Genomic DNA, 23,654 nt, shown 5'->3' with positions numbered 1-23,654 from the left:
TTTTATTTAGAAACTACTAATTTTTTTACACTAAAATTGCGGTTTGCATCTTCAAGTCTTATAACATATATCCCACTATTTAAATTAGATACATTTATTTTACCATCATTAATCGTATTTGATTGTAAAACACGTTTACCAGTAATATCATAAATACTTATAGAAGACATTGATGCATCTAAGCTTTTTATATTTAATAAATCTTTTACTGGGTTTGGATATAACTTAAAAGCATCATCATTTCTAGAAAAATCATTAATACCTAAAGAAATATAAGTAAATGAAGCTACTATATCATCAATTAGTACTTTATCTCCAGCTAGTGCTGTGCCATTACCTCTAACTTTAATTCTAAAAAGGATTTTGTTAAATGGTGCAGTAGTTGCTTTACTAAATGATAGTGTTTCCCATGTGTCTGCAGCGGCAACAGTTTCATTTGCAGAATTTAATGTCTCAACCACAACATCTGATGCGTCTAGAGTTTGAGCAGACATTTGTATACCTATACCAGTGTTGTTAGTATTAACCCTAAAGCTAGAAGTAACTTCAGATGGGTTTACTGTTGTACCAAAATCATGAACTATATTAATTAAATTATTATTATTAGTTGTTGCATTTTGAGTAAAGTCTACTTGTACTGCAGTTGCACTACCATCTCCAGTAGCAGAGCTTATATCTATATCTGCACCAAGCACAGACCAATCTGTATCAAAACCTGCTTCAAAATCTGGATTAGACACAAAAGAATTTTCTGTAACTACAGTTGCTTTCACAAAAGAAACATCATCAATAAAATAGGTGCTACTAGCATCTTTACCAACAATTCTAATATTCATATTTGAATCTAATATACCTGTGAAAAGATGAGTGTATTCTTCCCAATCTGAACCAACTATGGTATAATTATCACCTCCAGTCAGACTACCTTGAAATATAGACCCTTGTATTTTAGTTCCCGCTGTACCCTTTACTTTAAAGGTAAGGAGATAATCACCAGCAACTCCTGGTGATGCATTGGGATTACTTTGTGCTCTACCGTTAGCCGCTACAGTTACCAATTTAATTGAACCTGCTGCTGTGTCTCCTTCTACTGCATCATGAGTTACTGCAGACCCACTATTAGGTATCCATCCATCAACGTTTGCATCAAATGTTCCGTTTGTAAAGACTTGAGCTACTCCTATAAAAGGAACAACAAGTAGTAATAATAAAATTGTAATTTTTTTCATGATTTTGTGTTTTTATTTTTTAGTAAATTGTTTAGTTTAAACACAATAGGTGTTAAAAAGGTAGGTGGGGTTTAAAATCAAAAAAGAGTGTATGCTTATTTGTCTCTTCAAAATTACTATTCAATACCTTTATTAAGGTTTAATAACTGTCTTTAGAGGTTTGTTAATAGTCTTTTTTTAGTAACAATAATAAAACCTTAAGATTAAAAGCTTTTTTAGTGGGATGAATGGTGATTTTATATGATTAAAATAAAAAAGTGAAATCTTTAATTATTTATAAAGATTTCACTTAGAATTAAAAAAAACTTTTCAAAAAATGATTAGAATATTTTTGTTATTTAATTAGCTATTAATCAATAATTAGTTTTTTTGTAGAAATATTATTGTATTCATCTTGTGCTTTTAAAAGATAAATTCCAGAATTTAAATGAGATACATCTAATTTGTTATTTACTATTTCTGAAACTTCTAAAACGCGTTTTCCTGTTATTTCAAAAATAGATATATTCGAAATTTTGCTATTGCTATTGCTATTTATGTTTAAAACTGTTTTAGCCGGATTAGGATACATTTCAAAATCAACTTTATTAAAATCTTTTGAACTCAAAGATGCGTCAAATTCAAAAACAATACTTTCAATAATAATGTTTCCTGTGCCTGAAGATCTTCCTGCTGTTGGGTTGTCTGCATCGGTAAATCTAACTCTTACAGATTCTATATCTCCTCCTGTCCAGTTTGTAAATTGAGTGGCATCAAATGTATAAGATTGAAAAGCTGTATCACTAGTTGTCATAGATTGTGTAACTACTTGTGTCGTTCCATTAATCAGAATGAATCCCAGTTGGTCATCATTTGTAGACTCATTTTTTAGAGTGATAGTTACTTTGTTATAAGAAGCTGTTGGTATTGGAAAATCAAATAAACTAAACCTTGCCCATTGGTCAGTAGTAGGTGTTAAAGCAACTTCTCCTCCAGTATGTGAAGCAAGTGCTAGTTGCGGATCTAAAGTCCAACCTTCTAAATCACCATCAGTATCAAATTGAAAATCATAATCAAAACCAGCCTCTACAGTGAAATTTGCCGTAACAGTTTTATCAGCATCCATAAGAATAGTTTCAGGATTTGTACTACCTGAAAGGTCTCCACTCCAACTATCAAATTCCCAGTGTGTAGCAGGAGTAGCAGTAAGTGTTTCAATATCAGTTGGGTCGTAAGCAATTTTATTTAAAGTTTCTGCAACTGTACCAGCTCCAACAGTATTAACGGTTAATGTATTTCCAGTTGGTGGAACATAGGTAAATGACACATCATCTACACTAATAGCTGTACCATCTACGTTGGTTCTATTAAAAATTCGTAAACCTAAATTACTTGCAGCAGTAACTGAAAAAGTAAACTCTACAAACTCCCATGTGTCAGATGTTACTATAGTATAAGTATCAGATGTACCATCACCAGTCCACAAACCTGTAACATTTGAACCATCATCTCTAGTTTGAGGTCGCGTTTTTACACCTGCATCACCTTTAACCCAATAGCTAAATATATAACTTCCAGCTGTTAATGATGCCATAGGTATGTTTGTATTAGTAATTCTACTATTAAAACTTCCGTTATTGACTATTATATATGAGTCTGAACCATCTGCTGTTCGTGTAACACCAGCATCAATACCACTAGCAGCATTTGTTTGTGTTTCTGTCCAATCCGAAGCACCAGCAAAAGTAGGATTGGTTACTAGGTTTTGCCCAAATCCTAAAAAAGGGAGGATAGCAAGCAAAACAATAAATGTAAATTTTTTCATGATTTTTAGTTTTAGTTATTAATTAATATTTTATGATTTGAATGACTGCCATTGTTATAAATAGCATTAAGTATATACATCCCATTTTTAATATTAGGGAGTTTTATTTTTGAATTGTTTTTAGAGTGATTAAGCGGGATTAATCTGCCGTTAATATCGTAAAGCTCAAGATGGTCAATTATGAGATGAGTTTCAAGAACAATATATTTTGATGCAGGGTTAGGAGATATATTAATAGTTTCTTTTTTTTTAAAATCATTAGTGGTTAGTGTAGTTCCTAGAAGGGCATTTTTAACATCTTCAACCCAAGTTCTATCACTTACTTTATAAATCGTTTTATTGGCTTTATCTCCTGCATCCCAAGCTGCAAAAGAAAATCCCAAATCAATTGCTTTTTGTGCTAAGTATCTATGAAATTCTACCCGAGAAGCATTTTCTGGACCACCAAAAACACTATAAGTTCCGTCTACGTAGTTATAACCTTCAGTATTATCAGCTCCAAACTCGCCTAAAAAAACTGGAATATTATTATTGTTTTGAGACCACGTTTTTACGGCTTCAAAATCAGTATCTACTGCTGCTTTATCGGCTGTATTTCCCCAATCAAAATCATTGTCATTTTCTCCAGAAGATGCTGTAAAAGCTCTAGGCCAATAATAATGAAATGTTGCAATTAAATTATCATCACTATTTAAAACAGCATTTCCAATTTGTAATGGTGCTTCATATGCATTTTTACTGCCTCCAGTTATTATGATATTTCTATCTGAATTATTACTAGCAGAATTTCGAATAATAGAAATGATATCAGTATTTAAAATATCCATTTCACTATCGCTTAACCAAAAATAGGGCTCGTTTATAATTTCAAAAATCAAATTGTATGAATAATTTTTAAAACGGTTTGCCACTGCAGTCCAGATTGCTCTAAATTTATCATTGTCTGCAGCACGTTTAGCCGATGTTGGATGCGTGTAATATGCAGACCATTTAGCTTTTGGACTAAATGAGTATGTGAATTCACTTTTTAGGGTTGAACCATGAAAATCAAGAATAGTTATTAAATTATTATTCAAAGACCAAGTGATAACTTGTTCAATACGATCTAAATACGTTGAACTTACTATATAATCAGAAGAGCTTCCTGTATAATTAGCAGAAGTTCCAGCGTCTTTAGAATATCCAGATGTATCACCAGTAGTTCTAGTTCCAAAAAAATCTATTGGAATACGAACTGTTTTAAAACCAGCAGCGGCAACATCCTGAAAATAAGTTTCAGTAAATGCTGGTGCCCAATTACCTTCAGTAGGAGCACTTAAAACATTTCCTAGGTTAATACCCCTACTCATATTACTTACCATTTGTTGTGGTGTAATTTGTGATACACCATGAAATGATATTAGTAAAAAGAATATTAATAAGGGAAGTTTTAAATGTTTCATTGGTTGCTATTAATGTTTACTTTTTTCTTTGGCTGCTTTACGAGCTTTCATTTGCTCTTTCGTTAGCACTTCTTTAAATATTTTTTGAAAGTGTTTTTTGTTTATTGCTTTATTAGCTTCTTTGTCTGCACTAGCTTTTTTAGCCTTCTTAAGCTCCATTAAACGTTCAACTTGAATAGCTACAATTTGAGTTTTTTGTGTTTCTGTTAATGCTAAAGATTCATCTGTAGAGGTGATTTCTGTATTTAGATTATTAACCCATTCATTGGCTTTTTCTGTTATCTTATCAGACTGAGCAAATCCAGCAACAGTAAATCCTAAAAAAAGGATAGAAGTAATTATTATTTTTTTCATCATTTAAAATTTTATTGCTTGCCGTTTTTTAGCTAGCAGAATTAATTAGTGTAAAATTCTAAAAATAGATGCAATTAAGGGTTTCATAATAGTCAGATAAGGTTTGCTTATCGTGAAAACTATTGATATTAAAGACTTTGTGATTTTATTAAGTCGATTTTGAATTACTTAACGAACAAATCAATTTTAAAATAGAAGATGATTTTTTTAAGGATTTATGGTGTTTTGTTTATCGAAAAGTTCTAATAAACCACTGTAGTTTTCTTCAAGAATTAATTCTGGATCGCCACCTTTTACATGTCCCAAAATTCCAAAAGTACCTTTATAATTTAAATTCAATACTTGTTGAATCATGTCCTTTTCAAGATTTCCTTTTCCAATAGAGATGATTTTTGGTCCCTCTTTTTTCATGCCATTTAAATTGACACACCATAAATAGGGAAGAAGCATTTTAATATTTTTTGAATAAGTATCTAAATCTTCATGAGCATGGTGAAAATTAAATATGATGCCAATATCTTCTTTTGGCAATAGTTGAATGATTTTTAATTGATTTTCAGGTTTTCCAAACCAACCGCCATGGTTGTAAAGTGCAATTTTACAGCCTAATTTTTTGGCACGTTTTGATAAATATTCAATCATAGTAACTGCTTGTACTAGAGAAGCTTCATCAGATAATTTTTCAAAATACTTTGGTTCAAACCCTACCCAAATTTGTGTTTTTAATCCAACAGTTTTTAGGTTTTTAAAAACTACCTCACTTTCAGGTTTAAGTTTGTTTACTTTGTCTTTATTCAAATTAATATATAACCAAACGGCTTTAATAGCTATACCCTTTTTTTTAGCAAGTAACCATTCATGTTTCATTGTTGGGATATGTTTAGGTCGATTTCCGTAGGCATACTGATTAAATCCTAAACGTTTAAGCATATCTAGACGTTGTTCAGGTGTTCTTTCTTTAACATCAAAACCAACTATAGACCAGGGTATGAGACTCTCTTTTTGAAAAACTCTTTCATTACTTACTGTTTTGCATCCAGTAAATTGTATGATTGTAAATAATAAAATTATAGATTTTTTCATTAATTAGTTTTAACTATCTTTTTTGAAGTAGTACCAATTTTTAAAATATAAAAGCCAATAGCTAGATGGTTTAATTTTAATGTTATTACGTTGTTCTGAATATCATAATTAAATGATTGATTTTGACCTAAAAGATTATAAAGTGCTACCTCATTTGGATCTAAATCATTTTGACGAATCATGATATTATCTTTAAACGGATTTGGATAAACCGCTAGATTATTTAAATTCTTTGTATTTATAGATAATGTAGAATCGTATTCTATAGCACCTAAGTCTGGACTAGAATCTCTTGTTTTTCCATAAAAATCATCACTAGGTGCAGAAGCAGTAAGAGCTGCACCTATTGCTTGAGATGTATATTGTAAACCAAAATTATAAGAATTTGCAGATTGGTTTCCAGGAGAAATAAACATTGGGTTTACTATTATGGTATTACTATCCACACTAGTTATATCATTGTCTTGAGCTATAGTTCCATTAATTCCGTAAATTATATTTTTATTTACAACTAAATTTGTAGTGTTACCAGCTGATAAAGCAAAGCCACCCCAATCTGTATCAATCACAGAAATGTTATTAATCATGCTTATATCATTACTGCTTTGAGCACTAATGCCAATATTTTGACCTTTTTGATCTTCACCTGCATATGTTATTGTATTTGTATAAGAGTTTAGGTAGCAGGTGTTATTAATAAAGTCAATACGATTACCATCGTTAGTATGGACACCACTAAATCCATTCCAATAACAAACGTTATTGGCTACTAATATTCTACCAGATCCATTAATCCATTCAGTAGTATTATTTTTTTGTAATGATATGCCTTTTCCTTCATCAATGCGGGGTGTTATTTTTGTTTTAGCGGGCGACCAAGAGTATAGTTCATTATAATTATGATGAATTTCATTTCTTAATACATTAATACTATACCCATTGCCTGTTATTGGTTTTGAATTAGTAATCACCAAAGCATGTGTGCCTGAATAAGATTTTGCAGAACATCTGTAAATTTCGTTTTCTAAAACATCTACGAATTCACATTTTGAAACTCTTAAACCCCCACCAGGTGTATGATGAATCTTGTTATCTTTTATAATAATATTATTACTATTAGTTATATAAAAACCTCTAGTATCTACATAAGAAGGTCTTAATACTTCTAAGTTGTTTATGTTAGTATATATATCGGTTTCTTCTACAATATCATCATTATCATTGGTCTCATCTTCATTTCTAAATTTTATATCCAATTCTGTAGGGGCAGTAGCAGTTCCATTTAAATTTACATCATCAATTATATAAACAAATTGTAAAGCATTTGCAGTAGAAAGCGGAATATTATTAACCTCACCAAAAATTTCTAAGCCTTCAAATTTAAGATAAGAACTGTTTAATACACGCACAATATTACTTCCATCTCCTTTTAAAACAGTATTAGAGTTGTGAGCTTTAATAGTAATGTAGTTGTTTGGCGCACCATCTAATCCGCTAATCCTGATAGTGTTTTCTGAATGCCAAAGATGTGCGTCGTGTTCATTTCCACTGTAACTATAATTTTCATTATAACTAGTGTTTTTATAAACACCTATAATCTCAATAGTATCTCCTGGATTAACTTTTGATTCTGCTTTGTCAAAAGTCTTGTACGCAGTTATTGCGCTGGTACCGTTTGAAGAATCATTTCCATTAGTTTGATCTACGTAATATGTGGTTTGAGCATTTATAAACCCATTTAGTAGTATAAATAATATTGTGAATTGTAATTTTTGATTCATTTTCGAAAAGCATTTTTGTGTTGGTAAAAATAATTATCATAAGGCAGAATGCGGTACAAAATTAGATTCAAAAGGTTTCATATAAGTCAAAAAGCATAATTCTAAAAGTTTACATGAAATTGACAATTAATGAACCCCAATAGCTAAAAATTAAACCTAATAAAGTTATAGATACTATAATTTTGGTGATGAATAAATCTATTCTCATGAAACATTTCTACTTTAAACAATTATTGCTTTCTACTTTATGTTGTTTGTTTATATCTAATGCTATAGCGCAAATGGATATGATGAATGCTCTACCTTCAAATTTAGCAACACATACAGCAACCCAAAACGGGTCTTGGTTTGATACTGCTACTTGGAATACGGGTACAATTCCCTCAACAGGAGCTATTGTTTATATTCCAAATGCTATTACTGTTGATTATGAAGGTTCTTCTGCAGACCATATTTTTGCCATTAGAGTTGATGGTAATTTTAATTGCAAACAAACCAATGCTAACCAAACTACACGATTAAAGTTTGATACGTTTTTTGCTATGAATTCTTCTTATGTTACATTTTTAGCAAATAATGCTTCTGATGGTAAGATTGTTATTGATATTGAACCTTTTGATATTGAAACTTATCGGGCAGGTAGTAATATTTGGAATGTAGCTGCCGAAACTCATTTTAGAGATAATGGTATAGTGACTTTTAAAACAAGAACAGGAGACGGAGATGATAGATACAATACTATTGAACAAGCTGATAATGGTGATTTTAAAATTATAGAAAGTACAGGAACAACAGTTAATGATGGTATTGGTGTTTTGGGTAGATATAGCTGGGATCCAAAGCAGTTAAGTTTGGGTATGGTAACCATGGGGCAACTAGAAATTATCGGACAGGAAAAACTTAATATGGTAAAATTAGCAGCAGATGCCACTTCAGGTCAAAACAGCATTGAGCTTTCGGAAGTGCCTACAGGTTGGAAAACTAACGACGATATTATTATTACAAGCGGAGGAAACGCCTCAGCATCAAATAATGGAGAAGATCAAGTTGTTATTCAAAGTATTTCTGGAACTACAATTAATTTGAGCTCAAGTCTAAATAAAAACCATGAAGGGCGTTCAGCAGATAATTTACATTGTTTTGTTGGTAATCTTACACGAAATATTGTGTTTAAATCTCCTTCTACGACTGTAGTTTCACAAAGAGGACATGTTATGGCAATGCATAACGATACTAATGTTCAAATAAAAAATGCACAATTTTTAAGATTAGGTCGTACAGATAAATCAAAAATATTAGATGATTTTGTTTGGGATAAATGGTTAGAGCCTGTTGTATTTACATCAAAAGTATCAGCTCTAGGTCAAGAGTGTGCAGAAATGAGAGCTATTCCAGTAAACGAAGTTACTAATTCTCGAGGTCGTTATTCTATTCACTTACATAAATTAGGAACGGCATTAGGTTCTAATATGGCACAAGTTACAGGTAATGTGGTTTGGGATAATCCTGGTTGGGGAATTACACATCACGATTCTCACGCTAATGTTTCACAAAACGTAGTTTATAATGTTGTTGGTGCAGGTATTGTTTCTGAAACAGGAAGTGAAACGGGTACTTGGGATAATAATCTAGTGGTTAATGTTAGCTCAGGTCATAATATAGACCCTTATACGGCATCTTTACATCATGATGATTATTTGTTTTCTGGTGAAGGTTTGGGTATGAAGGGGCGCGCTATTTTGTGTAGAAATAATGTGATTGCAAATGTTGTTCGCGGTGTTGGTGTTATCAATATGAATAATTCTGTAAACAATCTAGATAGATTAGATGCGCAAGCTTTAGCTACAACTCGAGTGGGTTATGAGGTGGACAACTTTCCATTAAGCACTAATGGTTATAGTAAAGAAGGTGATGGGGTAATGCCCGTTGAAGCAGCATTAATTATGGAAAACACACTAGTTATTGATTCTAATTTCGGGTTGCGTTCTGTAGAGAGAGATATGGGTGTTAATCACGAATCGCGTTCTATTTTTGATGGTTTTAAGGCTTGGGGAACTAAAACAGGTTTACAGCTTACTTATCAAGCAGATTATTCATTTAAGGATGTTTTTATATCTGGTGATAATCCTAATAATGCATTGGGAATTGATATGTGGAAACATTCTCATAATCAAACTTTTGAAGGTTTAAAACTTGTAGATTTGGAACATGGTGTAAAAGTATCTAGAGTTGTATTGAATACTTCAGATGGTCCAAAAACAAGAAACAATGGTTTTACACCGTGGATTTTTATAGATCTGCAAACTATTAACGTTGGAGAATTTTATGAATTACAAGTAGATAATCCAGATGTAAATGCAAGTTTTAGTTATACTGAACATTCTGATAATACAATTCATTTAAGTTCGAGTGATATTGTATCTAGACCAACAACTTTTACTATTATAGATGATTCTACTTTAGAAGTTGATTATACTGAAACGGGCGAAAATGCTTTACGTTTTGAAGTTGATGGTGTTATAACCGATGATTTTGGATGTTATGATATGGGAATTCAACAGGCACTAGCTCAAGGAAACCTAAGAGAAGGTTATCCGAAGCGTATCTATCAGTTTGCATCTCAAGCTAAGTTTCAAGAATATCTTACTGCAAATGGAGTTTATAAAGATGTAAATGATAACGATCAATTGTATTTTATCATCAAAGAAAATTTACCTAATAGACGTTCTTTTGAATATACTGAATTTCCAGTTCGCGTAAAAATTATGAATGCCTCTGGAGTATTTACTAATGCTCAGGTAGAGAGTGCATCAGCACTTGTTCCAAAGAATCAATTGATTAGCCGTTTAGCAACTGTATCTCAAAGTTCCACAAGAAACGATTTAAGTTATGATGATGGTACACACGGGGTAAAAACTATAACTTTAGAAGCCGAAAAAGCGATTGATGGCAATAATAACGGACGAATAAATGCACAATATTATCAAAGAGGATTAGTACCTGTTGGCAGTTTTTCGCATACAAAAAATGAAATAGAACCCTACTACGATTTAGATTTTGGCGAAGAAAAACTAATTAGCTATTTTGATATTTGGAATACTGTTGAGATTAACGGCTCTGGTATTGAAACTCCATCTAATCATTTTAAGAATTTTTCAGTATTTATTTCAGACACACCTTTTTCAAGCACCACGTTTTCTGGTTCTCAAGCTGAAGCAGATTATGAGTACCAAAAAAATAGTACACCAACACTTAAATTTTCTAAAAATAATTTGAATGCCATTGGTCGTTATATGAGGATTCACTCATCACACCCAAGTAATATTAAACTAAAATTTGCTGAAATTGAAGTTGTTGGTAAAACTTATTCAGGGACATTAAGTAATGATGATATAGCAGATAAAAAAATTAGAATATATCCAAATCCAACAACCGGAACTATAAATTTAAATTTAAATAAAACCTATAATAACGTAAATATTAGCGTTTATAATATTTTAGGACAAACTGTTTTATCTAATCATTATGATGATTTAGATAATACAGAATTTCATATACTTGGAGAATCTGGACTTTATTTTGTCAAGATTACTGGAGATAATAACCTAAATACCGTTAAGAAGATTATAAAGGACTAGTTTAATTTAGTTGTTTAAGTTCAGTAGAGTTTTTTCAGACTTTACTGGACTTTTTTTGTGAGTAATGGTATTTATTACAGCTTCAAACTAACTATTTTACTTTCTTTAAAGCCTATACGCTGCGCTATGGTGTAAATTGTTTTCCCTTTTGCAACAGAAATTGGTTTAGAATATAACTGCCATCTGCTATTCAAATCTAACTTTTCATCTGGTTTGTCTGAAACATAATAACCTATTGAAGCCCCTTGTGTAGCACATGTTAGCGTTATAGTTTTGCCATGAGGCGTTCCGACAGAGCCTGTGCTGAGCGCAGTCGAAGTACTCAACGTAACATTATCAGTAATAGGTTGCTCAAAATTTGGCCACATTTCGTTAATCAGTTTCGCTTCGGGTTGTAATCCTAAATCAGGTCTGTTTTTTAAGTGTGTTTCTAGTGTTGCTCTCATTTTTGTTAAAACTGAAGCGTACTGAGGATTTTCAGCTAAATTATTGATGTTGTGAGGATCTGCTTTACAATCATATAATTCTTCTTTGGTTTTAGTTTCAAACCAAAGTTGCTGCGTGTCATTTAGTTTGTTTTCTTCTTTTAATTCAAGAAAAGTTGGCATCATGGGTACATGCTTTCTATACCCTACATCTTTGTATTTTGTTAATTCTGGAAAATCATTACGCAAGTATAAAAATTGTTCATTTCTAACTGCTCTAATTCTATCTGTAAATTCATCAAAACGATCAGAACTTCCAAAAATATAATCTCGTTTTTTAGCTTCAAACTCTCCTAAAAAGGCATGTCCTTCCAAATGTTTTGGTGGTTCAATTCCTGCTAAACTTAACATGGTTGGTGCTAAATCTACAAATGAAATCATACGATTTGTTCTTCCCTTTTTAGCTAAACCTTTTACCATAAAAGGGACTTTCAATCCAGAATCATAAATCTCTCGTTTTTGTCTTGGTAATGGTCCGCCGTGGTCACTATAAAAGAAAATAATGGTGTTTTCATATAAGCCATCACTCTTTAATTGACTGATAAATGCACCAACTTCAGTATCCATTAATTCGATATTGCTGTAATGTCTTGCTATAGTTTTTCGGGTAGCTTCATTATCTGGGAGGTAAGGAGGAACTTTTACATCTTTAGGATTTACAGTTAAGGGTAAATTGCTTTTTTTCCAAAGCTGACTCTCGTGGGTTGTACCAATATTAAATACTGAAAAGAATGGTTGACCTTTTGGTGTATTACGCCAATGCGCTTTGTTACTATTTTCATCCCAAGCTGTAACTGGAGCTGCAAATTGATAATCTGTTTTTTGATTGTTGGTACAGTAATAACCAGCTGATCGAAGATATTCAGTATAGCATTTTACGTTTTCTGGAATTACAGCCGAATATTGTATGATTGCATTTCCTTTTAAATCAGTTCTATCTGTTTCTTTATAAGTGCGTTTACCTAAATTCATGACGTCTTGCCCTGTACGCATGTGCATAGTTCCAATGGTTGTTGGGTACATTCCTGTAATTATTGATGAACGTGTAGGTGCACAAACTCCAACTACTGCAAAGGCATTATCAAAGACTAAACTTTCTTTAGCTAAAGCATCTAAATGTGGTGTTTTAGCTGTATTGTCGCCATAAAAGGATAGGGTAGGACTTATATCTTCTGTAACAATCCAAACAATATTTGGTTGTGATTTTTTAGACGGAGTAGTAGGTTTTTTATTGTTTTTTGAATGACATGAAACTAGTAAAATGATTATAAATATGGATACTAAATGCTTCATGTTTTAGATGGTTGGTTTTCCCGTTAAGTAACCTAGTGATTCTAAAAAAATATCAGTTTCGCGTAGTGTTTCTGTAAAATATTGTCCTCTATTGAAAAAAGAATGTTCTTGTCCTTCATATAAGAACAAATCACATCTACTTCCAACGTCGTGCATTTTTTGTTCATAAGCTTTTGAAGATGAAACTGGAGTTGTTTTATCTTTAGTTCCAAAAAACACAATGGTTGGAGGCGCACCTTTTGAGATATTATGCAACGGAGAAATTTCAAGATGTCTACCATTCATTCTTCTAAAACCAAAACCTTCTTTACTATTATCGTATACTGGATTGAATAAAACAAGAGCATTTGGTTTAGACGATATTGTTAAATCTTCATGGGCTTCTTCTAATCCTATTATATTTCCACAAGCGGCGGCTAAATGACCACCTGCAGAACCTCCACCAGAGGCAATCCTGTTTGGGTCTATGCATAAATCTTTAGCATGTTTTCTAACATATCGAATGGCAGATTTTGCATCTCTAACCGCATCAAAAGGTGTGGTGTTATGCGTGTTTTTAAGTCTGTAATCTACTGATATTGCTATCATGCCTCTAGAAGCAAGATATTGAGATTGTCTTCTAAATGCTTTGTGATTTCCACCATTCCAACCACCACCATGAAAAAAAACGATGCAATTATAGATTTTGTTTGGATTGAAATTTTCTGGTTTATAGATATGAAGTTTAAGGCTTATGGTATCTATTTTTTTGTATTCGATGGTCTCCGCTTTTATATGACTATAATTTTGAGACCATGCAGATAAACTTATCATCAAAAATGCTAATAAGCCTAAGTGATGTGCTTTTTTAATCATAGTTTATCTTTTTAAAATTTAGATTTCCAGCTATTTAATTCCTTTAATAACTTTTGCGTTAATTCTGGATTTTGCTCTGAAATATTATTCATTTCAGAAGGGTCTTTTGAAATATCATACAACTCTGTTCTCTCTTCTTTATACCAATTAATCAATTTATAATTTCCTTTTCTAATGGCGGAAGATTTTGTGTCTCCAGTATTTGTAGGTCGTGCTTTTGAAGAATGCCAGAACACAGTTCTGTCTGCCCATTCTGCTTCATTATTTAAGATAGGAAGAAAACTTTTTCCGTTGGTGTTTAAAGACTTATTAGTGGTAATATCTAAAAGTGTTGGAAAAACATCCATTAACATAACAATAGAATTGTCATCGGTTTTAGGCTGAAAATGATTAGTCCATTTTACAAATAGCGGCACTTTAATACCACCATCATACAGCCAACCTTTTCCTGCGCGAAGCGGATAGTTTGAAGTTGCTAAATCTCGTTTTTTTGTACCATCATTTGATAATCCACCATGGTCTGAAGAAAAGACAATAATAGTATTATCATCAATATTTAAGTCTTTAAGAAGTTGCAATAATCTACCAACGTTTTCATCCATGGTTTCAACCATAGCTGCATATTTAGGATGGTTTTGACGCATTTTAGTTCGTCCTGTTCCTTCTTTTATAAATTCTGGTTGATTTTCAAAGTCAAAGTTTTTTATTTCTTCTTTGTTACGATTAATGTCTTTTTCTTTTGCTTCAAGAGGTTGATGTACTGCGTAAAAAGAAAACATCGCCATAAAAGGCTTGTTTTTATCTGTGTTGGTAATATATTTAGCAACATTATCGGTCATCACGTCCATTAAATAATCACCTGCTTTACTCACGTTATCTACATCAGGAATAGGCGATTTTTTTGATTTTCCATTACCGCGTTTAGCCACATTAAAAGGGTATAAAAAACTAATTGGCGAACCTGCATGACCTGCGGCAAAACTAAAATCGTATCCAAAATCTTTTAAACTTTCTTCATTTCCTAAATGCCATTTTCCAAAATAAGCAGTTTGATACCCTGAAGCTTTTATGTTTTTCACGAAGTTTTTATCGTTAGGTATACCATCCATTTTAAAACCATCATCTGGAACATTGCCATTTTGAATGGGATAATTCCCAGTCATCATCGCGTATCGAGAGGGTACACAACGTGGATAATTTGCGTAAGCGTTATTAAAAATAACAGATTGTTTTGCTAAAGCATCAATGTTTGGTGTTTGATAAATTTTACTCCCATTTATACCTAAATCATGGAAGCCTAAATCGTCCACATGAATAATAAGAATATTAGGTTTTTTTGTTTCAGAAACAGTATTTTTTTCTGAAGAAATTGTTTTTGTTTTACAATTAAAAACACATGTTAAAAGTAGAATTACTAAAAATGATTTTGAAATCTTCATGCTTAGTTCTGTTTTTCAATAGCTGTTTTAATCACATCATACGCAGGTGTTGGGTTAAATTCTGAATCATAAATAGATTGAAATTGTCCCATACCTTTTTTATAACGGTCTCCTAAATCCCAAAGGTTTAGTGTAATTTCTCCGTTTTTACTTTTTTTCAATAAAACATCAACTATACTTTGATATACTCTTTTTTGAACTTGTCTTTCAGCATCTAATATGGATATGTCTTTTACCAAATAATCTAATTCTGTAACATGGAAACCAAGCTTGTTAGCATGCGCCCAATCTATTAAATTAGAAAGTTTTTGCATGGTTACTTCAGTATTGTCAACAAAATCTTTTCGCTTTGCGCCTAATAATAAATGTGCTTGCCAACCAATACCATCTACACGATAGCCTTTGGAGCGTAAGTATAAAACCGTTTCTTTTAACTTATCCCAAATTTTATCTTCCATACCAGCGTTTTGGTTATAAACTAGTTTTAAATTGGGAGCGTTTTTTGTAGCTATTTCAAAAGCCTTTAAAATATAAAGCGGGTATCCATTGTCATCTAATCCAATTTTTAGCCATGGGTTTTCCCACTTGTCAACACCTTCTTTTGGTCCAAACCAATCGCCATTAGCTAATATGGTTTCATTAACAACATCCATCCATTTTACAGAAGGTTCATTATTAAATCGCATAGCGAAAGCTGAAGCAAACTCTACTAATATAGTTTCTAACTCTTCGGGAGTTCTCTCGTCTGTTTTCACCCATTTAGAGGCTTGCGGACTTATAGGTCCGTGTAATCTAACAACTAGTTTGTTTTTATCAGCGAAATCAATAAAATCATTTATTTTATTCCAATGCCATACGTTTGGCTTTGGATGAATTGCACTTTGTTTTGCTGCATTTGCAGGCGTTAAGTATTTAAAATCTTTTAAAAATAACTTTTCCTTTTTTGTATTTAATTCGTGATAGTTTAGTGTAGCCCCAATAAGCAATTTGTTTTTGAATTTTTTTTCTGTTGAACTATTTATAGGTGCTTTTTGTTGCGCACAAGAAGACATGACATAAAATATAAATAAGATGTATATATTTTTCATTAGTTTTTCTTTTTTCCTTTTTTATCTCCTTTAGGTTTCTTTCCAACATTTAAACGTTCAGGCACCAACATCTCTTTTTTCCAATCTTTGAGTAGTTGAAGCATCTGTTTAGCTTTTTGAGGTTCTTTATCTGAAAGGTTGTTTTCCTCTGAAATATCTTCTTTAAGATTGTATAATTCTATGTTTTTTGTTTCTAAAAATTGGATTAGCTTATAATTACCACTTCGAACTACTGCAGCTTTACTATCTCCTGTACTATGTGGTCTCGCTTTTTTGGAAATCCAAAATACTGTCCTGTCTTTCCAATTGTCTTTTCCTTTTAAAACTGAAGCGTAACTTTGTCCATCTAATCCTTCAATTTTTTTGTCAATTGCTAAATCTAAAAGGGTAGGGAAGATGTCCATTCCTAAGACGATAGATTCGTCGTCTTTTTTTGGTTTTAACGCTTTAGTCCATTTTATAAATAAAGGGACACGAATACCACCTTCGTATAAATGCCCTTTTCCTGCTTTTAGTGGAAGATTTGTTGTGGCTAAGTGACGTTCGTTCTTATTTCCATCATTAGATAAACCACCGTGGTCTGATGAGAATACGATGATTGTATTTTTATCGATTCCGATATCTTTCAGAGTTTGCAATAAACGACCAACATTCTCATCTACATTCTCAACCATACCAGCATAAGCAGCATCATCTTGACGCATTTTTCGTCTGCCTTCGCCTTCTTTTATGTATTCAGGAGTATCACCAAAATCAATAGATTTTAATTGTTCTTTATTTCTGGCTTCATCTTCTGGTTTAGCTTCAATTGGTGTATGTACTGCGTAGTAAGCTAAAACTGCTAAAAACGGTTTGTCTTTTGGATTGTTTTTTATGAAATTTATAGTCGCATTAGTTAATAAATCTGAAGCATAATCGCCTTCTTTTCCGTCTTCTTTTACGTTTGGAACATCATATTTTGCCGGTTTACCATTTTTTTGGGTATTAAACGGATAAAAACGACTCCCAATTCCACCAGCTTCTCCAGCGGCGTAAATATGTGAAAATCCGAATTTATCTGGATTGCTTTTGCCTTTTCCTAAATGCCATTTACCAACATAAGAGGTATTATAACCAGCATTTACAAATTGCTTAATCATGTTTTTGTCTTCTGGAATTGCACCCAAATTACCTTTGTTTTCATTTACAGGATACATGCCTGTAATCATTCCATAACGAGATGGTGTGCATCGTGGATAACTACTGTAAGCATTTGTAAAAGCAACCGATGCTTTAGCTAGTTTATCAATACTTGGTGTATTGTATAATTGGGAGCCTGTAATACTTAAATCGTGATAGCCTAAATCATCAGTATGAATAATAAGGATGTTTGGCTTATTTTGAGCAAATAGTATTGCAGACAAAAAGAAAGTAAAAAGTAAAGTAGTCTTTTTCATTTTAATACATTGAAATCTTTTAAAATCAATTAAATTCACAAACTATGCCAAATAAAGTGATGGTTTATAACCATCACTTTATTTGAATTAGTCACTAATTATATCATTTTGTTAAGTGTGATTTTAATTTACTTTTTAAATCTTTTGCAATTAAAGTATACTGCGCATTATCTGCCCAATTCTTGGTCTCTAATGGGTCTTTTTCGTAGTCATAAAGTTCTATGCCAACAATATTATCTTGATTGTAATTTCCAAAGCTTCTGTAATTGTTATCGTGCCACTCCGTATATCTATAACGGTCTGTTCTTATGGAGTACCCCATACGTTTACCACGTGCGTATTGATGGTATGCGAAATCTGTTTCTATAGAAGTAGACGTATCATTATCTAATAATGGTGCTAATGATTTTCCATCTGTTTGTTCACTTTGTGGCACATTTGCCAAATCAAAAACTGTTGGAAATAAATCTACTAAATTTACAGGATGATGTGATTTTTGATTCTCTTTCACTCTAGGGCCAGCAAACATAAATGGAATACGAGTTGCTTGCTCAAAGTTTGAGTGTTTACACCATTCGGTATGGTCTCCTAAATGCCATCCGTGATCACCCCAAAGTACTATTACGGTATCATCAAGAATATTTCGTTTTTCTAGGTTGTCTAATAAGATGCCTATTTGTGCATCGATGTATGAGATACACGCCATATACCCGTGTATAAGTTCTCGTTGTTTTGCTTCAGGTAGTTTATCGCCTATACCTAATTTACTGTCTATATCACTAAAGGCTCTTAATTCTCCGAAAGAATGGTACGCAAATTTTGGAGTGCCATCTGCTAGTTGTTGAAATTTTGCCAACTCAATATCATCTCTATTGTATAAATCCCAATATTTTTTTGGAGCTACAAAAGGTAAATGTGGTTTTTGATAACCAACGCCTAAAAACCATGGTTTGTCAGATTGTTCTAAATCGTTAAGTTGCTGTAAAGCAGTTAGAGTATATAATCCATCTTGGTAAGCAGTATCACTTACATCAGCATTTTCAGAACTTGGTTTTAGTTTTTTGAAAACATAAGTACGTTGTTTTCCTCCTTTTTTAATTCCTTTAGCTATAGCTTCATCTTTTAATTCAGCCATTTTGCGTTTAGTTTCTGGATCTTGATAATATTCAAAAGCAGCAGGTCCGTATTTAGAATCGTAGTTTTTTGGTAATTGATGAGGCAGGCTCCAGCTTTTACCATCATGACCTGGTGCCGAACTTCCTTTATGGTAAATTTTACCAACTGCGGTAGTTTGATACCCTTGAGTAATTAAATATTCTGGCATAGACATTAAATTTGGTGCAGACTCTCTAAAATCAGTATGTAAATCCCAAACCTTGGTTTTATCTGGGTTAGCTCCAGTCATCACACTTGCTCTAGAAGGCCCACAAACGGCATATTGTACGTGTGCATTTGTAAATGTCATCCCCATACTTGCCAAACGATCAAAGTTTGGTGTTATCATCTGCGTTTCACCATAGTTTGATAATAATGGTTTTAAATCATCAACAGCTATAAAAAGAATGTTCTTTTTTGCCTTTAAACTTGTTGTTACCTTTTTTGCAGGTACTTCAGAATTTTTATCAGTTGTTGATTTTTTTGCATTACATGCTGTAAAAATAATGGCAGCAATAATAGAGGTTATATAAAGTGTCTTTTTCATATTAATTATTTTTACCAGTTAAAACATCTTGTACAGAAGTCTCATCATCTTTATGATCGACAATCGAACCAAAATCTGTGTCTGTAATCATCCTGAAATCTGCCAATGATTTATCGTTACCAGAAATTTTCATTAAATCTTTTAGCTGATTTTTTAAATCTGCAATAACATTTGAGTACTGCGGATCGTTGATGATATTATTCATTTGGCTTGGATCTTTTTCTAAATCATATAATTCCCAAACATCAATATTATAATAGAAATGTGCCAAAGTGTATTTTTGTGTTCTGATGCCGTAGTGAGGCTGTACATGATGCCAATATGGAAATTCATAATAATGATAGTACATGGCTTGTGTCCAATCTTTAGGTGTCTTTCCAGATAGCATGGATTTAAAACTTTTACCTTGCATTTGCTGCGTGGTTTTAATGTTTGCTAAATCTAAAAGGGTAGGTGCAAAATCAATATTTGTTATTATATCTTCATTAACACTTCCTGCTTTTACCAATTTAGGATACTTTACCATAAACGGCATTCTTATAGATTCTTCATAAATAAAACGTTTGTCGAAAAAACCGTGGTCTCCTAAATAAAAACCTTGATCTGAAGTTAGCACAATAATGGTGTTTTCTGTTAAACCATTAGCATCTAAATAATCTAAAACACGACCTATGTTATCATCAACAGATTTAACACATGCTAAATAATCTTTGATATAAGTTTGATATCTCCATTTTTTTCCTTCTTCTCTAGACAATCCTTCAGGTTGTACAATCTCTCCCGATTTTGCACCATAAAACGCCCATTTTATTTTTTCTTTTCCTTTAAGGTTTGCTGGTTCTTCAAATTTCATGTCTCTACGAGAGAAATAATCCATTGTCATTTCTGTGTCTCCTGCTGTTAGTTCACGCCCTTTATAATCATCGTTAAACGTATCAGGATAAGGCATTTCAATATCTTCCCAAAGTTTTTCATATTTGGTGTCAGGTTGCCAAGGTCTGTGAGGCGCTTTATATTGTAATACCATCATAAAAGGCGCATCTTTTTTTCTACCTTCTTGTAACCAATTCATTGCAAAATCTGTACTCAAATTTGTAGAATAGCCTTCTAATTTAGTATCCTCACCATTCATATTATAAACAGGATCCCAATAATGCCCTTGTTGTCCTGCGGAGTTATGATATTTAAATACATCAAAACCTTGAGGTTCTGTTCCTAAATGCCATTTTCCGAACAAAGAGGTTTGATAACCATTTTTTTGAAATTCTTGAGGGAACGTCCATTTTTCTATATCGAACTTTCCGCCACTTTCATTTTTATAATAGCCATTACGATTGCTATAATTTCCAGTTAAAATAGCAGCACGACTAGGGCCACAAATAGCGTTTGTACATAATACGTCTTGAAATAGCATGCCTTCTGAAGCTATTCTGTCTATATTTGGTGTAGGAGCTATGTCTTTATAAATACCACCATAGGCGCTTATGGCTTGTGTAGTTAAATCATCAGCCATAATGTAAATAACATTTGGTCTTGTGGTTTCTGAAGTAGACGCACTATTTAAAGCTTGATCTTTTTTTGTGTTCTTACAAGAAAACAAGACCAACGCACAGACTACTATTATGTTGAGTTTTTTTAGCATATTATATGTTTTTATCTAGTGTAATCCTTTCTTTTACTGAGATTTTTATTTCCTTTAAATCTTTATCAGCAGAAGAGTTTCCAGTCATAATTGTGAATGTTCCTGGTTCTACTACGAAATTAAAATCCTTGTCGTACATGGCTAAACTTTCAGCAGAAATAGGAATGGTTACTGATTTTGTTTCTCCAGCTTTAACAGCAATGCGTTTATAGCCTTTTAATTCTTTTACTGGTCTTGTGAATGAACTCACATCATCTCTAATATAAAGTTGAACTACTTCTTCGCCATCCATTGTTCCTTTATTTGAAACATCTACAGTAACTTCAATAGAATCATTAATACCTGCAAAATCTGCTTTTGAAACTTTAGGTGCTGACAATTCGAATTTTGAATAACTCAACCCAAAACCAAAAGGATGTAATGGTACTTTCTTTTCTGTGTTGTATTTATGAATGTAAGCCGTTGGTTTATGGTTGTAAACCATTTGTAATTGACCTACACTACGAGGTACTGTTAATGGTAGTTTCCCAGAAGGATTGACTTCTCCGAATAGTATTTCGGCAGTTGCTTGTCCAGCAAAAGCACCACTTTCCCAAGTGTTTACAACTGCTGCTGCACGTTGTTCTAACCAAGGTTCTGCAATTGGGCTTCCACTTACATAAACGATGATAACAGGTTTATTTAATTCAAACATTTTATCTGCCAATTTCATTTGATTACCAGATAGTTTTAAGGTAGCTCTATCAATATTTTCTCCAGTAGTTTTTCGCTTCCAGTCATGACGGAAAGAGTTTTCACCTAATACTAAAACAATAATATCTGAATGACTTGCATGATAAGCTGCTCTATCTATATTAGCTTTTGTAATTTCTTTTGAACGATCACCAGAATCGAAATAATTAATGCGATATCCATTTTCTTCACCAATGGATTTCATTCCTTCAACCATGGTAATAATATTTTCTTCTGGTTGAGGCGATACCCAATCTCCTAAAGTGGTTTGATTATTTGCATTTGGTCCTGTAATGAAAATGGTTTTTCCTTTACCTTTTTCAGCTAAAGGCAAGAACCCTTTTTTGTTCTTTTGAAGAACAATAGCACGTCGTGCTTGCTCTAATGCATTTTTTTGATGTGCTTCTGTAAAGTTAACTTCCTTTGATTTTTCGATTTCTACATAAGGATTTTCAAAAAGACCTAATCTAAATTTAGCTTCTAAAATTTTTCTACATGCATAATCAACACGAGCTTCATCAACTTTACCTTCATTAACCAATTCAATTAAATGTTTATCGAAAACAGGACCATGCATATTCATATCCATTCCTGCATTTACTGAAAATTCGATAGATTGTTTAAAATCTGTTGCTACATGATGCCAAAGTGCAATTCTTGATACATCATTCCAATCGCTTACATAAAAGCCTTCAAAGCCCCAACGATCACGCATTAAATCATTCATCATAAATTTATCCATGTGCCCAGGCATTCCAGCAACTTCATTATGAGCAGCCATTATAGAATATACATTTGCTTCTTGAACTGCGCGACGGTATGGTGGTAAGAAGATTTCGAATAATGTTCTTTTAGAAACATCGGTAGGCGATGCGTTAAGCCCGTTAATTGATGAGCTACCCGCAATAAGGTGTTTTGCACAAGCAATTACATTATTTTCACCAGAAAAGTTACTAGATTGTAAACCATTAATAGTTGCAATACCCATGTTTCCAACTAAATAGGGGTCTTCGCCATAAGTCTCACCTGTACGCCCCCAACGTGGGTCGCGTAATACATCTATATTTGGTGTGAAAGACCAATGCATACCATTGGCTCTCATTTCTAGAGCAGTTTGACGGCTTCCTTCTTTTATTAAATCATCTGCAAATGTTGCAGCTTGAGAAATAGGGGATGGGTAAATTGTTGAACCACTTACTAATCCGTTACCATGAATAGCATCAATACCAATTAATAAAGGAATTTTTAATGGTGATTCTTGTGCTAGTTTTTGCAACTCATTGGCTTCTTCTGGAGTAACCACGTGAAGAAAAGAACCTATTTTCCCTTCTTTAGCAAGTATTCCAACATCTTTACTAAGCATACCAGGATAAAAACCTAAAGCGTCATTTTTATCTAAATCTGCAGCAGTAATATTGTTTTCCGCATGCTTCATGTGCTCCAAACCAACATATTGACACATCTGGTGGACTTTATCTTCTAGAGTCATTCTAGACATTAAATCTTCAATTCTATCATCAACAGAGGCTTCTGCATTTTGATATGTTGGATTTCCATCTTCAGTTTGAGAATGTTTAGTCTCCTTACATGAAAATGTAGATACAAGAGAAATTAGTAATATATATGAAATTCGTTTCATTGTAATAATTCT

15 protein-coding genes are annotated in these 23,654 nt (G+C 32.6%); 1 reads left to right on the top strand and 14 read right to left on the bottom strand.

Going from position 1 to position 23,654, the window contains the following annotated elements; all coding sequences use genetic code 11:
- Positions 1 to 2: 2 nt before the first annotated feature.
- From DIS18_RS01680 to DIS18_RS01655, 6 genes are all read right to left on the bottom strand, one after another.
- Complete coding sequence (locus DIS18_RS01680) at positions 3 to 1,229, bottom strand: T9SS type A sorting domain-containing protein (protein ID WP_109351313.1); 1,227 nt, start codon at positions 1,227 to 1,229, stop codon at positions 3 to 5.
- A 349-nt stretch (positions 1,230 to 1,578) separates the two neighbouring features.
- Positions 1,579 to 3,033: a T9SS type A sorting domain-containing protein gene (locus tag DIS18_RS01675; RefSeq protein ID WP_109351312.1), complete on the bottom strand. Its 1,455-nt coding sequence runs from the start codon at positions 3,031 to 3,033 to the stop codon at positions 1,579 to 1,581.
- A gap of 11 nt (positions 3,034 to 3,044) precedes the next feature.
- On the bottom strand, positions 3,045 to 4,475 hold the full coding sequence (locus DIS18_RS01670; RefSeq protein ID WP_109351311.1) for a cellulase family glycosylhydrolase: 1,431 nt from the start codon (positions 4,473 to 4,475) through the stop codon (positions 3,045 to 3,047).
- A gap of 9 nt (positions 4,476 to 4,484) precedes the next feature.
- A complete protein-coding gene (locus tag DIS18_RS01665) occupies positions 4,485 to 4,829 on the bottom strand; it encodes a hypothetical protein (protein ID WP_109351310.1) in 345 nt (114 codons plus the stop codon).
- A gap of 207 nt (positions 4,830 to 5,036) precedes the next feature.
- Positions 5,037 to 5,912, bottom strand: a complete 876-nt coding sequence (locus tag DIS18_RS01660) for a sugar phosphate isomerase/epimerase family protein (RefSeq protein ID WP_109351309.1) — start codon at positions 5,910 to 5,912, stop codon at positions 5,037 to 5,039.
- Positions 5,912 to 7,693, bottom strand: coding sequence for a T9SS type A sorting domain-containing protein (locus DIS18_RS01655; protein WP_109351308.1), 1,782 nt, complete (start codon positions 7,691 to 7,693; stop codon positions 5,912 to 5,914). The genes DIS18_RS01660 and DIS18_RS01655 overlap by 1 nt, the downstream gene beginning before the upstream one ends.
- 206 nt (positions 7,694 to 7,899) lie before the next feature.
- On the opposite strand from DIS18_RS01655, the gene DIS18_RS01650 reads away from it, so the two are divergent.
- Complete coding sequence (locus DIS18_RS01650; protein WP_181363969.1) at positions 7,900 to 11,331, top strand: T9SS type A sorting domain-containing protein; 3,432 nt, start codon at positions 7,900 to 7,902, stop codon at positions 11,329 to 11,331.
- A gap of 74 nt (positions 11,332 to 11,405) precedes the next feature.
- Here the strand turns inward: DIS18_RS01650 and DIS18_RS01645 are convergent, their stop codons facing one another.
- From DIS18_RS01645 to DIS18_RS01610, 8 genes are all read right to left on the bottom strand, one after another.
- Positions 11,406 to 13,109: a sulfatase-like hydrolase/transferase gene (locus DIS18_RS01645; RefSeq protein ID WP_109351306.1), complete on the bottom strand. Its 1,704-nt coding sequence runs from the start codon at positions 13,107 to 13,109 to the stop codon at positions 11,406 to 11,408.
- Positions 13,110 to 13,112: 3 nt separating this feature from the next.
- A complete protein-coding gene (locus tag DIS18_RS01640) occupies positions 13,113 to 13,964 on the bottom strand; it encodes an alpha/beta hydrolase (protein WP_109351305.1) in 852 nt (283 codons plus the stop codon).
- 11 nt (positions 13,965 to 13,975) lie between these two features.
- On the bottom strand, positions 13,976 to 15,403 hold the full coding sequence (locus DIS18_RS01635; RefSeq protein WP_109351304.1) for a sulfatase: 1,428 nt from the start codon (positions 15,401 to 15,403) through the stop codon (positions 13,976 to 13,978).
- 2 nt (positions 15,404 to 15,405) lie between these two features.
- The gene (locus DIS18_RS01630) at positions 15,406 to 16,491 is read right to left on the bottom strand and encodes an endo-1,4-beta-xylanase (protein ID WP_109351303.1); all 1,086 of its coding nucleotides are present in this window, start codon (positions 16,489 to 16,491) and stop codon (positions 15,406 to 15,408) included.
- A complete protein-coding gene (locus DIS18_RS01625; protein ID WP_109351302.1) occupies positions 16,491 to 17,927 on the bottom strand; it encodes a sulfatase in 1,437 nt (478 codons plus the stop codon). Before DIS18_RS01625 ends, DIS18_RS01630 begins: the two co-directional genes overlap by 1 nt.
- A 103-nt stretch (positions 17,928 to 18,030) precedes the next feature.
- Positions 18,031 to 19,629 carry a sulfatase gene (locus tag DIS18_RS01620; protein WP_109351301.1) on the bottom strand — a complete coding sequence of 533 codons (1,599 nt, stop codon included), beginning with the start codon at positions 19,627 to 19,629 and terminating at the stop codon, positions 18,031 to 18,033.
- Position 19,630: 1 nt separating this feature from the next.
- Positions 19,631 to 21,271, bottom strand: coding sequence for a sulfatase family protein (locus DIS18_RS01615; protein ID WP_109351300.1), 1,641 nt, complete (start codon positions 21,269 to 21,271; stop codon positions 19,631 to 19,633).
- 1 nt (position 21,272) lies between these two features.
- A complete protein-coding gene (locus DIS18_RS01610; protein WP_109351299.1) occupies positions 21,273 to 23,642 on the bottom strand; it encodes a glycoside hydrolase family 3 N-terminal domain-containing protein in 2,370 nt (789 codons plus the stop codon).
- Positions 23,643 to 23,654: the final 12 nt, after the last annotated feature.

Source organism: Algibacter marinivivus (assembly GCF_003143755.1).
Classification (GTDB): Bacteria; Bacteroidota; Bacteroidia; order Flavobacteriales; family Flavobacteriaceae; genus Algibacter_B; species Algibacter_B marinivivus.
Note: the sequence above shows the minus strand (reverse complement) of the source record. Positions and strands in the feature narration are given on the sequence as shown.

What these genes read in the sequence shown, in the direction of transcription:
- DIS18_RS01610 (WP_109351299.1), bottom strand. Translation starts at nt 23,642, where the DNA reads ATGAAACGAATTTCATATATATTACTAATTTCTCTTGTATCTACATTT.
- DIS18_RS01650 (WP_181363969.1), top strand. Translation starts at nt 7,900, where the DNA reads ATGAAACATTTCTACTTTAAACAATTATTGCTTTCTACTTTATGTTGT.
- DIS18_RS01645 (WP_109351306.1), bottom strand. Translation starts at nt 13,109, where the DNA reads ATGAAGCATTTAGTATCCATATTTATAATCATTTTACTAGTTTCATGT.
- DIS18_RS01675 (WP_109351312.1), bottom strand. Translation starts at nt 3,033, where the DNA reads ATGAAAAAATTTACATTTATTGTTTTGCTTGCTATCCTCCCTTTTTTA.
- DIS18_RS01620 (WP_109351301.1), bottom strand. Translation starts at nt 19,629, where the DNA reads ATGAAAAAGACACTTTATATAACCTCTATTATTGCTGCCATTATTTTT.
- DIS18_RS01625 (WP_109351302.1), bottom strand. Translation starts at nt 17,927, where the DNA reads ATGAAAAAGACTACTTTACTTTTTACTTTCTTTTTGTCTGCAATACTA.
- DIS18_RS01630 (WP_109351303.1), bottom strand. Translation starts at nt 16,491, where the DNA reads ATGAAAAATATATACATCTTATTTATATTTTATGTCATGTCTTCTTGT.
- DIS18_RS01615 (WP_109351300.1), bottom strand. Translation starts at nt 21,271, where the DNA reads ATGCTAAAAAAACTCAACATAATAGTAGTCTGTGCGTTGGTCTTGTTT.
- DIS18_RS01655 (WP_109351308.1), bottom strand. Translation starts at nt 7,693, where the DNA reads ATGAATCAAAAATTACAATTCACAATATTATTTATACTACTAAATGGG.
- DIS18_RS01665 (WP_109351310.1), bottom strand. Translation starts at nt 4,829, where the DNA reads ATGAAAAAAATAATAATTACTTCTATCCTTTTTTTAGGATTTACTGTT.
- DIS18_RS01640 (WP_109351305.1), bottom strand. Translation starts at nt 13,964, where the DNA reads ATGATTAAAAAAGCACATCACTTAGGCTTATTAGCATTTTTGATGATA.
- DIS18_RS01635 (WP_109351304.1), bottom strand. Translation starts at nt 15,403, where the DNA reads ATGAAGATTTCAAAATCATTTTTAGTAATTCTACTTTTAACATGTGTT.
- DIS18_RS01670 (WP_109351311.1), bottom strand. Translation starts at nt 4,475, where the DNA reads ATGAAACATTTAAAACTTCCCTTATTAATATTCTTTTTACTAATATCA.
- DIS18_RS01680 (WP_109351313.1), bottom strand. Translation starts at nt 1,229, where the DNA reads ATGAAAAAAATTACAATTTTATTATTACTACTTGTTGTTCCTTTTATA.
- DIS18_RS01660 (WP_109351309.1), bottom strand. Translation starts at nt 5,912, where the DNA reads ATGAAAAAATCTATAATTTTATTATTTACAATCATACAATTTACTGGA.